Raw genomic sequence first — 12,598 nt, 5'->3', positions numbered from 1 at the left:
GAGGGAACCCATTTGGACAAAATTCAACAGCTACAGCTTTTCGTGCGCATCGTGGAAGGGGGCAGCTTTTTGCAGGCGGCGCAGGAGCTGGGGATTGCCCGCTCCACTGCCACCAATGCCATCAAGCAACTGGAGCAGGAAACGGGCGCACAATTACTGGCGCGTACCACGCGTGCGGTAAAACCGACGCCGGAGGGCGAGGAGTTTCACCGCCGCGCCAGGGCAGTGCTGGGGGATATCGAAGACACCTGGACCGTGTTTCGTAATGCGACACCGGGCGGCCATCTACGCATCAACGCCTCCGGCCTGCTGACGCGCACGTTTCTGGTGCCGCGGCTGCCTGATTTTCTCCGCCAGTATCCGGATATCGTCATTACCTTTGGGCAAACGGATCGTCTGGTTAACCTGGTGCGTGAAGGGATCGACTGCGTGATCCGGGTCGGCGTGCCGGAAGACAGCAGTCTGCGGCTGCGTCGGCTGGGCCATCTCCCGGAAATGACCTGCGCCAGTCCGGCCTATCTCGCCGCTCACGGCATGCCGTACAGCCTGGACGATCTGGCGGGACATAACATGATCGGCTTTGTGTCATCGCAGACCGGGGAAGTGATGCCGCTGAATTTTATCCGCGATGGCCGCACGGAATCCCGGCGTCTGCCAGCCCGGGTGATGACCGATAATTCCGATACCGCCGCCGCGCTGGCAGCGCAGGGGCTGGGGCTGATTCAGGCTCCGCGTTATCGCTTCGAAGAGCAGCTACGGCGCGGCGAACTGGTGGAAGTGCTCGCCGCGTATCCGCCGGGTTCCTTACAGGTCAACGCCATCTATGCCGGGGAACGGCGGGCTTCGCGGCGTCTGGACGTGTTCCTGAACTGGGTCAGCGATATCTTTGCCGGAGCGTTATGAAGTGAATCAGGTTTCGGGCTGTTCTTTTTCCGCCGGCTGGAAAATCAGGGTGCCCGCCAGCAGGGAAACACCGTTGTTGTCGTTAGGGTGATTTACGCCGTCATAAACGGGAACGGCAGGGAAGTCGAACGGGCTAACGCCTTCCAGGCAGGCGACGTTAATGCCAAATTGATTGGGGTTGGAGCGCCGCTGGTGATGGGTATAGATGCCGCAGCGTGAACAGAAGAAGTGCTGTGCGGCCCCGGTGTTAAAGTGGTAGCGGGTGAGCAGTTCTTCGCCGCGAAGAAAGGTAATGCCACCCGCTTCGGCGGAGACCACCACCGCGCCGCGCATCCGGCAATAGGAGCAGGTACAGCGGCGAATGGTGTTTAAGCCGTCGCTCAATTTAACCTCAAATTGCACCGCGCCGCAGTGGCACTGACCGTGATGAGACTGAGTTGATGTCGTCATATGCTTTCTCCTGCGTGGATAAGTGGGGATGATTTCGCATGGCCCCCGGTGGATGATGTGCCTGGCGGCACTGCGCTTGCACAGGCCTACAAAAGGTGGACCGTTATCTGTTAATTCCACACGGGCGGCATGACTGCGTGCCGTTTTGCCTGGCGGCGCTGCGCTTGCACAGGCCTACATATTCCAGCGCAATATATTGATATCTGGTGGTTTTGTAGGCTGGGTAAGGCGAAGCCGCCACCCGGCATTTTTCCACGGTGCCCATGCTAAGCGCGCCATCCCGGCGCGCTTTTTAATCAACTACTTTTTCTCCGGCAGCGCCCAGGCGAGAACATAATCCCCGGCTGGCGTCTCCATAAAATGGTGTCCCCCCGCCGCAATGACCACATACTCACGTCCATTCTGCGTATATATCATCGGGTTCGCCTGGCCCCCCGCAGGCAGCGGAGCGCTCCATACGGTTTCACCGGTATTAATATCAATCGCCCGGATCAAATCATCCGTGGCGGCAGCAATGAAGATCAGGCCGCTGGAGGTCACCACCGAACCGCCGTTATTCGGCGTACCGATATTGATCGGCAACCCGGTCGGCAGGCCGAACGGCCCGTTACGGCGCGCGGTGCCAAGCGGACGATCCCACACGGTGCGACCATCACGCATATCAATGGCGCGAATGCCACCGTAAGGCGGTTCCTTACACAGCATCCCGGTCACCGGCAAGCGCCAGCCCGCATTCACGTTCACCGCATAAGGGACGCCGATTTGCGGATCGCCTGCGCCTTCGGCATGGCCTTCATCGTGCGGATTATGGGTAATTTCATCGCGCGGTTTCCAGCCCAGCTTGTCGGCTTTGGCGCGCGGCACAAGGATATTGTAGTTCGGCATATCATTGTAATTGGCAATGATTAACCCGCGCTGAGGATCCACCGCCACGCTACCCCAGTCCGAACCGCCGTTATAGCCCGGATACTCAATCGTATGACGATCGGATTCCGGCGGCGTGTACTGACCTTTATAGCCCGCTTTCTGGAACTGAATACGGCACACCAGCTGATCGAGAGGCGTTAACCCCCACATATCCTGCGGCGTCAGATCGGGCTTGCTCAGATGATGGAACAGCGAGTAGGGCTGCGTAGGCGAGCGCGCTTCCGGCTCGACGCCGCCGCCGGGAACCGCTCGTTCTTCAACACCAAACAGCGATTTCCCGGTACGACGGTCGAGCACATAAATCTCGCCCTGCTTAGTAGGCACGATAATCGCCGGAACAACGCCGTCTTTGCCGGGGTAGTCCACCAGCGTTGGCTGTGAACCCTGGTCGTAATCCCAGACGTCTTTATGCGCCGTCTGGAACGACCAGACCGGAAGCCCCGTGTCGATATTGAGCGCCGTTACCGAGACGGCATATTTATCTTCCGCTCCGGTGCGCGAGCTGCTCCAGTAGTCGCCTGAGGCGTTCGCCACTGGTAAATAAATCAGCCCTAATTTGTCGTCGCCAGTGAATGAGGTCCAGACATCCGGCGAGCCGCGTTTGTACGCATCAGGACCGGTTTTCGGCGTGCTGTCATCGGGATTCGCCGCATCCCATGCCCATTTGAGTTTCCCGCTGCGCACGTCGTAGGCTTTAATCACGCCAGGCGGGCCGAATGCGCGCTGGCCGTCGATGGTCTGGTGACCGACCACCAGCGTGTCGCGGATCACCACCGGCGCGGAGTTGATGGCGACATAGCCATCGTAAATTTCGCCCATATCCTCGGCGAGATTCACCGTACCCTGATTGCCGAAATCACGGCACACTTCGCCGGTTTTAGCATCCAGTTCAATGATACGTGCATCCAGAGTGCCTAAAATAATCCGCTGTTCGCACATCGCACCGGTAGTCGCTACGGCAGGCGTGGCGGCAGAAGCATTCTCCCCGGTTGAAATATGGCTGTTGGTTTGCGCATCAAACCAGGTCAGTCCACGGCAGGCCGCGGTATAAGGAATCGATTTGTCGCTGACTTTCGGATCGAACTGCCATTTCTTTTTACCGGTAGCGGCATCGAGGGCGAAAACCTGATTGTGCGGCGTACAGGTGTACAGCGTGTCGCCTATCTTAATCGGCGTATTTTCGCCGCCCCAGCGCGCTTTGGGCAAATCGCCGGTGCGGAATTGCCAGGCGAGTTTCAAATCCTTCACGTTATCGGGGGTGATCTGGGAGGCGTTGACGAAGCGCTGGGAGGCCAGCGAGCCGCCGTAGGTATACCAGTCGCCCGCATCGGGCTGCGAGGCTTTACCGGTTCCCGTATCCGCCACGTAAGAGTGCGCCCCGGCCGCCGGAACGTTGGTTGCAGGCGTGGTATTCAGGGCGGTAAACGGAAGCACTGCCGCAACAATAAACGCCAGAATAAAGACGCCCGCCAGCGAGCGGGATAGCGCACGGCTGATGCCGGGTTTCAGGCGCGGAAGCTGGAAAGCAAACACGATGCCGAGCAGCAGCATAATGTCGAAGCGCGGAACCCAGCGCCAGTAATCGAGTCCGGACTCCTGAATAGTCCAGATTAGCGTGCCAATAAACACCAGCGCAAACCAGTACACGGCGCTGGTTCTTCTGGCAAAAATCAGCGCGCCAGCGATGATGCAGCCGATGCCTGCCAAAAGGTAATACCAGTTTCCACCTAACACCACTAACCAGCCGCCGCCAATCAGCATGGCCGCGCCGAACAATATCAGTACGGTGGCAAACAGGATATTCCAGACTGACAGTCTGGGTATTCTATTTGAAGTCTCCAAAGTCTTTTCCTTATGCCATATTAAAAATGCGTAAATTTACAATTTATAATGTCTGCATTTGTAAAGTTAGTTGGTTTGACTTATAAATCAATACGCGCAAAGCAATACGTTACTTTTTGTTGAGGAACAGTTTATTTGCGGCAGATAATCTCCTGATAAAACAATAAACTGACTTTAATTAATAATATTATTTCTGAAAGTAACTATTTAGAACTGGTCCTATTATGCGGTTAAAACAGCAAAGTTTTCAGGGTTAATTCCACTCCCAGTAATATTAAAAAGAGTAAGAAACATTTTCTGAATGTTTTGGCGCTGATTTTCGATCTTATTTTTTGCCCCAGCCACATCCCGATTAATGCGGGGAATAGGGAAAACAATGACAGCGATAGTTGGTTAATGTGATACGCACTCTGCGCATAAAGTCCGGCAGCGAGCGCGACGGTAGAAACCGTGAAAGAAAGCCCCAGCGCCTGCACCAGTTCATCTTTAGGTAAATTGAGCGTCTGAAGATAAGGTACCGCTGGCATCACAAATACCCCGGTCGCGCCGGTGATGATGCCGGTACTTGCGCCAATGGTAGGTGACAGCCAGCGCTCATGCTTTTTCGGCACGTTAAAAATGGGTGCATACAGCGCGTAAGCCGCGTAAACGATCAGCGCCGCGCCGAGGAGAAAGCCGGATATGCCTGCGTCGATACTGATTAAAAGCCTTGAGCCTGCAAGCGTTCCGGCCACGACAAACAACATCATCAGCCATAGCCTTGACCACAGAGCCATAAACGCCGGACCAGAGAAAAGTTGCCAGACGTTGGTCACCAGAGAAGGAATTATCAGCAGCGCTGCCGCCACGGGCAGTGGCATAAAGGTGCCCAGCAGTCCCATCGCCACCGTCGGCAATCCCATTCCCGTCACGCCTTTTACCAGCCCGGCGGCTATAAAGATGATGATCACATTGAGATAGTGTATTTCGCTCATCCGGTTATCTTTTCAAAGTGAAAGAACCGTCATTGAAACACCCGTTATCGGTGGGGCACAATGTGGATTATTCTCCGTAGGCTCCGGCAAAACCGAAGGCAAAAGGACGATCGTAATGAGACTGGATCTGGCTGATTTACAGTTGTTTATCTGTATCGTCGATGCGGGCAGCATCACCCAGGGGGCGATAAAAGCGCACCTGGCGCTGGCTTCCACCAGTGAAAGGCTGCGGCTGATGGAAGAGGATGTTGGCGTGCCGCTGCTGATGCGTCATCCGAGAGGCGTGACATTAACCGACGCCGGGGAAACGCTGGCGAAGCATGCCCGTCAGCTTCTGGACCAACAGCAGCAACTCAGGCGGGAATTAAAAACGTTCACATCTGGCGCGCGCGGCACGCTAAAGCTGTATGCCAATACCTCGGCGTTAACCAACTTTCTCCCGGCGCGGCTCGCACCGTGGCTGGCGTCACATCCTGAACTGCATATCGAGTTAGAGGAACGCACCAGCGCCGATATTATCTCCCTTCTTTCAACCGGCTCTGGTGATGCGGGAATTGTGTCTGATGCGGTGGACGGCAATGGCTTAATAGCGGAACCTGTCGCCGACGATCATCTGGTATTCATTATTCCCGGCGACCATAAACTCCATAACAAACAGGCGGTCTCCTTCGCAGATATTATTGCTGAGCCTTTTATCGGGCTTTATCCGGGAAGCGCGCTTCAGGATCACATTCATAGTCATGCCAGGGCGCTGGGACATGATCTCGCGATCAGGATCAGAATGAGTACCTTCGAAGGCCTGTTTGAAATGGTGGATAAGGGCATCGGGTCCGGGATAGTGCCTGCGGTGATGGCTGATAAATATCAATCGCGCTTTCATTATCATCAGCTTGCGCTGACCGATAGCTGGGCCAGACGAAAATTATGTATTTGCTACCGCTCGCGGAAAGCGCTGAATCCGGCAATGAGAACGTTAATCGACCATCTCAAAACACGCTGAACGTGCGCCGCATGACGCGGCGCAGAAAAATTAGTCCTGATGATCGGTTGAGGCCGACAGGTGTTGCCAGCGCTCAATCTCAGCCTGGCGCAGGGCCAGATCGTCACGCGCCATTTTCAGCGCATCCGAACCGAGCAGCAGGTGCAGCGGCGGTTCTGCGGTATTCGCCAGTTCGACAATCGCCGCGCCGAACTTCACCGGATCGCCGAGCTGCTTGTGGTTAAAGTTCTTATACAGTGTTTCTGCCTCCTCACGGGCCTGCGCATAATCCTCAATCGGGCTGCCGGAAAAACGCACCGAACGGTCATCGAGGAAATCGGTGCGAAACATACCCGGCTCCACGACGGTGACGTGAATGCCAAACGGTGCTATATCGCGGGCAAGGTTGATGCTGAACCCCTCGACTGCGAACTTAGAAGTCCCGTACAGGGTACAAAAATCAAAACTGACCAGTCCGCCAATCGAACTGATATTGATGATATGCCCGGAACGCTGGCGGCGCAGCACCGGCAGCACGGCGCGGGTCATACGCATCAGACCATTGACGTTGGTTTCAAGCTGACGCTGAATATCCTCTTCCGGCGTCTCCTCGAAAAGGCCCAGTTGACCGTAGCCTGCATTGTTGACCAGGACATCAATCGTGCCAAAACGCGCCAGCGCGGCGTTCACCACCGCGAGCGGTGCCGCAGGATCGGTGACGTCCAGCGGCGTTAGCAGCAGACGGTCGGTGTGTTGGGTGAACGCGCTGCTGGCACTGCCGATGTCGCGGGCCGTCGCGACCACATTATCGCCTGCCGCCAGCGCCGCGCGCGCCATCTCCAGCCCGAGTCCGCGTGATGCGCCGGTAATCAGCCATGTTTTGCTCATAATGACTCCTGATATTTTGTGGATGTACGGATGATGTTGCAGGCTCCATGCTAGTGAGATACAGGAGAGCAAAACAGGCGCATTCCTCTCTGATGATTGCCTGATTGTATTTATAGCGTTCACTTTGTGGTGAATAAACGGCAGTATGATTGCTCAATCATTACTTACGGTGGAGACAGGGCGATGTATGAGATGGTGTCGTTACTTAACAGGCTGGCACCGCAAGAGGGATATACCTGCTCGCGACTGGATAACGTGCGCTTTATGCGATCCAATCGCTCGCTGGCGCGCACGTTGGTGGTATATGAGCCGTGTATCGTGATTGTCTGTCAGGGGCATAAACGGGGCTATCTGGCGAACCGGGTCTACCATTACGATCCGCAGCATTATCTGGTCCTGTCGGTGCCGCTGCCGTTCGCAACCGAAACCGAGGCCAGCGCAGACGAACCTCTGCTCGCCGTGGCGATAACGCTGGATCTGCGCGTGTTGTCAGAACTGGCGCTGGCGCTGGACCGCCCGGCGACGTCAGTGGATGCCGCCCCGGAGGGGATTATTTCAACGCCGCTGGATGGGCAACTGGCGGATACCACGCTACGCCTGCTGCGCGCGCTGGCCTGCCCGGAGGAAGCCAGTATTCTGGGACCGCAGATCGTGCGTGAACTGTATTACCGGGTGCTGATTGGCGATCGCGGGAACGCCATTCGCGCGGCGCTGGCCCATCACGGTCAGTTTGCCAGCATCGCCCGATCGCTACAGCGTATTCACGGCGACTGCGCACAGCCGCTGCCGGTTAACACGCTGGCCGGCGACGCCGGATTGAGCATCCCCGCTTTCCATAAGCATTTCAGGCAGGTCACCGGCACCTCGCCGCTGCAATACATCAAGTCGATACGGCTTAATCAGGCGCGGTTACTGATGATTCGCGATAACCTGACCGCCGCTGCCGCCGCGTTTCGGGTGGGCTATGAAAGCCCGTCTCAGTTTAACCGTGAGTTCCGCCGCCAGTTTGGCCGCAGCCCGGGGGAGGAGGCCAGAGAGATGAAGGCGGCGTTCGCGTTGTTTCCCCCGGTGTAAACGCCTTCGCTATATAAACCGATCGGTGAATTATCTTCACCAGCGCATCCCACTTTGCAGGCATAGGGGTGGCACGCGCCGGCATTTATTATCCCCTTAACACGGTTTTGTGTTGTAAAAGGGGTCCCTATGAAAAAGCCAGAAGATGTCGTCTTTCCTGCCGGACGGCAGGTGCTGTATGAGCAGAATCGTTATTCCCCGGCGGTGAAATCCGGCGGTTTTTTATTTGTCTCCGGGCAGGTGGGTAGTCGTGAGGACGGCTCGCCCGCGCCTGAGCTGGAGCAGGAGATCCGCCTGGCATTCGATAATTTATCTGAAGTGCTGATGGCGGCGGAGTGTACCTTCGCCGATGTAGTGGATGTTACTGTTTATCTGGTCGACCCGGAAACCACGCTCGACACGGTCTGGAAAGTATTACCGGACTACTGGGGCGACGCTCCCTGGCCGACGCTGACGGGCGTAGGGGTCACCTGGCTGTATGGTTTCCGTTTCGAAATCAAGGTCATTGCCCGGCTGCCGGAGGGCGGCTGACTCGCGTCTCTTTAATTAAATCGATTAACGCCCGCAGGCTGGCGGGCATATGGCGATTAGCGGGAAACCACAGGCACAGGCCTGGGATCGGCGGGCACCACGGCTCCAGCACCGTCACCAGTCTGCCGTCATCCAGTGCCGCCCTGGCGTGCATCTCCGGAACGAGCGCGATGCCCAGGCCGTTGAGCGCCGCGTCCACCATCAGCGGCGAACTGTTCAGCGTCAGCGTACCGGGGACGTCCAGCGCAATACTCTGCCCGTGGCGGGCAAATTCCCAGCGATAGCGCCTGCCGCTGGGTAATCGCTGGCGGATGCAGCGATGATTCGCCAGTTCGTCCGGTGTCACAGGGGCAGGGTGCCGGGCCAGATAGCCCGGCGACGCCACAGCCAGAAAACGCACGTCCTCGCCAAAACGCACCGCCACCATATCCGCGGGCACGTCTTCTGCCAGACGAATACCCGCATCAAAGCCCTCCGCAACGATATCCACCAGCTTGCCATCGACCACCAGGTCCAGTTCCACGCCGGGATAGCGCGCCTGATACGTTGGCACCACCGTATGCAGTAATAAGTAAATTGCCTCTTCGCCGCCGTTAATACGCAGCGTACCCAGCAGGCTGCCCTGTGCATCCGCAGCCTCTTCCAGCGCCTGCTCCAGCCCGCTCAGATGCGGGGTGATACGGCGCAATAGCTGCTCCCCGGCCGTGGTCAGCGAGACGCTGCGGGTCGTCCGATGCAGCAGGCGAACGCCGAGGCGCGCTTCCAGAGCGCGAATGGCATGACTCAGGGTAGAGCGGGTAACGCCGGACAGATCCGCCGCGCGGCGGAAACTGCGCTGTTCCGCTACCGCCATAAAGGCTTTCAGATCGGAGAGCGTTGGGGTCTTCACTGGTGATTTCATTTCACCTCTCCATGCTATTTGGTGTGTCTTATCATACCAGTGATAGTGCCATAACCTGTTCCGGTGAGTTAACGACTTTTACGGAGCACAGCATGAACATGAAAACCTGGTTTATTACCGGCACCTCCAGCGGGCTGGGACGATTGATGACGGAGCGCCTGCTGGCGCGTGGCGATAACGTTATTGCCACCCTGCGCAAACCCGGCGCGCTGGATGAACTGCAGGCAAAATACGGCGAACGGCTGCGCGTTGTGCTGCTGGACGTTACAGATAGCGCCGCAATACGCCATGTAGTGACGCGGGCATTCGAAGAGGCCGGACGCATTGACGTTCTGGTGAGCAATGCGGGATACGGCCTGTTCGGTGCGGCGGAAGAGGTCAGCGACGCACAGATTGCGCGGCAAATTGCCACTAATCTCACCGGTTCAATACAGCTTATTCGCGCGGCGCTGCCGTATCTGCGCCAGCAAAAGGGCGGGCGTATCGTGCAGATCTCGTCAGAGGGCGGACAAATGGCCTGGCCCAACTTCAGCCTGTATCACGCGACCAAATGGGGAATCGAAGGCTTTATTGAAGCCGTGGCGCAAGAAGTGGCCCCGTTCGGGATTGACTTTATGCTGGCGGAGCCGGGACCCACGGAGACGAACTTCGCTGCGGGGGTAGATATCGCCGAGCCGCTGGCCTGCTATGACGACACGCCAGCCGGTGAGGTGCGGCGCGGGCTGGCGGCGGGGACGATTGCCATTAACGGCGATGCGGCGAAAACCGTGGACGCCATCATTGCCGCCGCAGATGCAGAGCGCGCGCCTTTCCGCCTTGCCCTGGGCAGCAAGGCATATCACTCCATTCGGGAAGCGTTAAACGGACGGTTACAGGTGCTGGAGGACAATAAAGCGGTCGCGCTGAGCGTGGATAAGAATGCGTAAACGGCTCAAGGCCCTTTTTTCGTCGGGCCTTTCACCGCTTTCATCTCGTATTCGCTCTCCGGGTCCATTGCGTTGACGGCTTTTTGCAGTTCCGTCAGGGCAAATTTGAGGGAAGCGACCTCTTCCCTCAATGCCTGAATCTCCTGCTCCTGGGTCAGCGAGCGGCTGTTTTTCGGGAACGCATGCAGCACATCTTCTTCATGAAACATCCGGACCTGGCGATTATCGACGGTAACCAGTTGATACTTCAGCCGTCCGCTGTTGATGGCGTTATAGATGGTCTTACGGCTGACCATCGTTAGCTCAATGACATCGCTGATTCGAAGCATCTTTTTCCTTTGCGTTCCCGGCGTCAACACAGTAAACCCGACAGAAGGCAGTTTACCGTGTGATGACGGCGTTGGTGAACTCTTTTGCGATGTCCTCCGGGGCGAGTTCACACAAATAATCCACCTGTGCTTTATCGGCTAACAGGGCAAACAGCGATTGAATGATCGCGACCTTTTCGCAAGTGGGATCGATCGCCATCATGACAATAATCTCCGGTTTGACGGCCTCATCAGGTTCATCCGTCCGCTGAAATTCAATGCCGCTGTGGTTGATGCCAATAGCAAAGCTAGTCTGGTTCACATGCTCAAATTCGGTATGCGGAATGGCGATGCTATGGGTTTCCATAAAGATCCCGGTGGGGTAAATCTCTTCTCTGGCTAACACGCCGTCGGCAAAAGAGGCTTTCACCAGCCCCTGTGCCTCCAGCGTGGCCGCTAACTGCCGCAGGGCATCGCTCCGGCTAATGGGATCGTTGAAAATCAGTACGCGTTCGGGGCTAAATAACATTATGCTTCCTCCTTCTGCGCCGCTTCCGCCATCAGGATATTTTCCTGTTGCAGCTTGCGCCGGTTCCACAGCACCAGGCCAAGGGTACACAGGCTGAGCACCGCGACGCCCGCCACTTTAAAGTAGAAGCTCTGGATAATGACCCACGGCAGCATCGCGCCAGCGTAGTCCACGCTGCTGATGCTGGTGGTACCCTGCGGCAGAGAGAACCCGGTACTGACGGCGGTACTGGTAACGATGGGTGCCAGATTCGTACCAATCAGCAGCGCCAGACTCAGGGTCAGCAAGCCGGTAAGCAGGGTGCGGAACATATCTCCCCGGCAGACGGCGGTCACCAGCACAAAGGCGAAAGGCAGCCCGGTCAGGGAGGCGAACGGCAGGAACTGATTGCCCGGCACGATGGCCGCCAGCACCAGCATCACCGGGATCATGAGCATGGAAACGGAGAGAGTAACCGGATGGCCAACGCTCACCGCCGAGTCCAGGCCAATGGCGATTTTGCCAAACGATCCGGCGCGCGCCTGGGCAATTTCCTGAATACGTTCGCTGATCGGATAAACCCCTTCCATTAGCATCTTCGCCATCCGGGGAATAATGGTCATTACCGCCGCCATGGTAATGGCGGTCTGTAAAATCGCTTTGACCTCAATACCGGCAATAATCCCCAGCAGCGCCCCGATAATGGCGCCGAGCGAGGCCGGATCGCCTAAAATAGACAGCCGTTTCTGAATGGATTCAGTATCAATCTTAATATCCCGGACTACCGGAATACGGTCGACAATGGCATTAACCAGCCATGCCGCAGGCACAAATGACGCTGAGAAACCGTGGGGTACCGAAATAGAGGGCAGGTTCAGGTACTTTTCCACGTCGTTACTGGTCCGGTCCGCAATGACCATTGTAATAATACAGTTTATTCCGGCGGCAAAAACGCCGAGCCACAAACTGCCGGTAATAACCGTGACCAGAGAGCCGGTAAAGGCGTGGTGCCAGAGATTCCAGACGTCAACGTTTAATACCCGGGTAGTGCGGGTATAGAGCATCAGCATATTAATCGCCACGCACACCGGGATCACCAGCGCCCCGACGCGGGTGCCCATTGCCACTGCGGCGGCGGCGGGCCAGCCGACATCCAGCACCGAGAAGTTCAGGCCAAAACGTTCGACAATGGCGTGGCTGACCGGCGTCAGCGAATCAATCATCAGGTTGACGGTAATACTTAAACCAATAAACCCGATCCCCACCATTAAACCGGCTTTAATCGCCCTGGACACTGGAATACGTAGCAGCAGCCCGAGGATCATAAAGATAAGCGGCATCATCACCGATGCCCCTAAATTAACGATATAGTCGACGATAAACATAA

Annotated in this window: 13 protein-coding genes; 5 read left to right on the top strand and 8 right to left on the bottom strand. The window is 56.8% G+C overall.

Annotated features, from left to right (window positions below):
- Window positions 1-12 precede the first annotated feature (12 nt).
- Window positions 13-903 carry a LysR family transcriptional regulator gene (locus ACMGGS_RS02540; RefSeq protein WP_414164923.1) on the top strand — a complete coding sequence of 297 codons (891 nt, stop codon included), beginning with the start codon at window positions 13-15 and terminating at the stop codon, window positions 901-903.
- A 6-nt stretch (window positions 904-909) separates the two neighbouring features.
- Here ACMGGS_RS02540 and ACMGGS_RS02535 read toward each other — a convergent pair whose 3' ends face one another.
- The 3 genes from ACMGGS_RS02535 to ACMGGS_RS02525 all read right to left on the bottom strand — a co-directional run bounded on the left by ACMGGS_RS02535 (window position 910) and on the right by ACMGGS_RS02525 (window position 5,096).
- A complete protein-coding gene (locus ACMGGS_RS02535; protein ID WP_414164922.1) occupies window positions 910-1,353 on the bottom strand; it encodes a GFA family protein in 444 nt (147 codons plus the stop codon).
- A gap of 300 nt (window positions 1,354-1,653) precedes the next feature.
- Complete coding sequence (locus ACMGGS_RS02530) at window positions 1,654-4,122, bottom strand: membrane-bound PQQ-dependent dehydrogenase, glucose/quinate/shikimate family (RefSeq protein WP_414164920.1); 2,469 nt, start codon at window positions 4,120-4,122, stop codon at window positions 1,654-1,656.
- A 230-nt stretch (window positions 4,123-4,352) separates the two neighbouring features.
- Window positions 4,353-5,096, bottom strand: coding sequence for a sulfite exporter TauE/SafE family protein (locus ACMGGS_RS02525; RefSeq protein ID WP_414164919.1), 744 nt, complete (start codon window positions 5,094-5,096; stop codon window positions 4,353-4,355).
- Between the two features lie 115 nt (window positions 5,097-5,211).
- On the opposite strand from ACMGGS_RS02525, the gene ACMGGS_RS02520 reads away from it, so the two are divergent.
- A complete protein-coding gene (locus ACMGGS_RS02520; protein WP_414164918.1) occupies window positions 5,212-6,096 on the top strand; it encodes a LysR family transcriptional regulator in 885 nt (294 codons plus the stop codon).
- 30 nt (window positions 6,097-6,126) lie between these two features.
- On the opposite strand, the gene ACMGGS_RS02515 is transcribed toward ACMGGS_RS02520, so the two are convergent.
- Window positions 6,127-6,963: an oxidoreductase gene (locus ACMGGS_RS02515; protein ID WP_414164917.1), complete on the bottom strand. Its 837-nt coding sequence runs from the start codon at window positions 6,961-6,963 to the stop codon at window positions 6,127-6,129.
- A 183-nt stretch (window positions 6,964-7,146) separates the two neighbouring features.
- On the opposite strand from ACMGGS_RS02515, the gene ACMGGS_RS02510 reads away from it, so the two are divergent.
- Both ACMGGS_RS02510 and ACMGGS_RS02505 read left to right on the top strand, forming a co-directional pair.
- Complete coding sequence (locus ACMGGS_RS02510) at window positions 7,147-8,037, top strand: AraC family transcriptional regulator (protein WP_414164916.1); 891 nt, start codon at window positions 7,147-7,149, stop codon at window positions 8,035-8,037.
- Window positions 8,038-8,166: 129 nt separating this feature from the next.
- Window positions 8,167-8,568, top strand: coding sequence for a RidA family protein (locus tag ACMGGS_RS02505; RefSeq protein ID WP_414164915.1), 402 nt, complete (start codon window positions 8,167-8,169; stop codon window positions 8,566-8,568).
- Here ACMGGS_RS02505 and ACMGGS_RS02500 read toward each other — a convergent pair.
- On the bottom strand, window positions 8,540-9,469 hold the full coding sequence (locus ACMGGS_RS02500) for a LysR family transcriptional regulator (protein WP_414164914.1): 930 nt from the start codon (window positions 9,467-9,469) through the stop codon (window positions 8,540-8,542). The two genes, ACMGGS_RS02505 and ACMGGS_RS02500, sit on opposite strands and share 29 nt — an antisense overlap.
- A 92-nt stretch (window positions 9,470-9,561) precedes the next feature.
- Between ACMGGS_RS02500 and ACMGGS_RS02495 the strand changes: the two genes are divergently transcribed.
- Window positions 9,562-10,395, top strand: a complete 834-nt coding sequence (locus tag ACMGGS_RS02495) for an SDR family oxidoreductase (protein ID WP_414164913.1) — start codon at window positions 9,562-9,564, stop codon at window positions 10,393-10,395.
- Between the two features lie 5 nt (window positions 10,396-10,400).
- On the opposite strand, the gene ACMGGS_RS02490 is transcribed toward ACMGGS_RS02495, so the two are convergent.
- Genes ACMGGS_RS02490 through ACMGGS_RS02480 form a run of 3 tightly spaced genes read right to left on the bottom strand, consistent with a single transcriptional unit; the run spans window position 10,401 to window position 12,596 of the window.
- A complete protein-coding gene (locus ACMGGS_RS02490) occupies window positions 10,401-10,724 on the bottom strand; it encodes a helix-turn-helix domain-containing protein (RefSeq protein WP_176919940.1) in 324 nt (107 codons plus the stop codon).
- 52 nt (window positions 10,725-10,776) lie between these two features.
- Window positions 10,777-11,232 carry a PTS sugar transporter subunit IIA gene (locus tag ACMGGS_RS02485; protein WP_414164912.1) on the bottom strand — a complete coding sequence of 152 codons (456 nt, stop codon included), beginning with the start codon at window positions 11,230-11,232 and terminating at the stop codon, window positions 10,777-10,779.
- A complete protein-coding gene (locus ACMGGS_RS02480; RefSeq protein ID WP_414164911.1) occupies window positions 11,232-12,596 on the bottom strand; it encodes a PTS galactitol transporter subunit IIC in 1,365 nt (454 codons plus the stop codon). The genes ACMGGS_RS02485 and ACMGGS_RS02480 overlap by 1 nt, the downstream gene beginning before the upstream one ends.
- Window positions 12,597-12,598 lie beyond the last annotated feature (2 nt).

The sequence above is a fragment of the Superficieibacter sp. BNK-5 genome, assembly GCF_047456055.1.
In the GTDB taxonomy this organism is placed as follows: Bacteria; Pseudomonadota; Gammaproteobacteria; order Enterobacterales; family Enterobacteriaceae; genus Superficieibacter.
This window is presented reverse-complemented; position numbering and strand designations above follow the sequence as displayed.

What these genes read in the sequence shown, in the direction of transcription:
- ACMGGS_RS02535 (WP_414164922.1), bottom strand. Translation starts at nt 1,353, where the DNA reads ATGACGACATCAACTCAGTCTCATCACGGTCAGTGCCACTGCGGCGCG.
- ACMGGS_RS02525 (WP_414164919.1), bottom strand. Translation starts at nt 5,096, where the DNA reads ATGAGCGAAATACACTATCTCAATGTGATCATCATCTTTATAGCCGCC.
- ACMGGS_RS02520 (WP_414164918.1), top strand. Translation starts at nt 5,212, where the DNA reads ATGAGACTGGATCTGGCTGATTTACAGTTGTTTATCTGTATCGTCGAT.
- ACMGGS_RS02515 (WP_414164917.1), bottom strand. Translation starts at nt 6,963, where the DNA reads ATGAGCAAAACATGGCTGATTACCGGCGCATCACGCGGACTCGGGCTG.
- ACMGGS_RS02510 (WP_414164916.1), top strand. Translation starts at nt 7,147, where the DNA reads ATGTATGAGATGGTGTCGTTACTTAACAGGCTGGCACCGCAAGAGGGA.
- ACMGGS_RS02505 (WP_414164915.1), top strand. Translation starts at nt 8,167, where the DNA reads ATGAAAAAGCCAGAAGATGTCGTCTTTCCTGCCGGACGGCAGGTGCTG.
- ACMGGS_RS02500 (WP_414164914.1), bottom strand. Translation starts at nt 9,469, where the DNA reads ATGAAATCACCAGTGAAGACCCCAACGCTCTCCGATCTGAAAGCCTTT.
- ACMGGS_RS02495 (WP_414164913.1), top strand. Translation starts at nt 9,562, where the DNA reads ATGAACATGAAAACCTGGTTTATTACCGGCACCTCCAGCGGGCTGGGA.
- ACMGGS_RS02490 (WP_176919940.1), bottom strand. Translation starts at nt 10,724, where the DNA reads ATGCTTCGAATCAGCGATGTCATTGAGCTAACGATGGTCAGCCGTAAG.
- ACMGGS_RS02485 (WP_414164912.1), bottom strand. Translation starts at nt 11,232, where the DNA reads ATGTTATTTAGCCCCGAACGCGTACTGATTTTCAACGATCCCATTAGC.
- ACMGGS_RS02480 (WP_414164911.1), bottom strand. Translation starts at nt 12,596, where the DNA reads ATGTTTATCGTCGACTATATCGTTAATTTAGGGGCATCGGTGATGATG.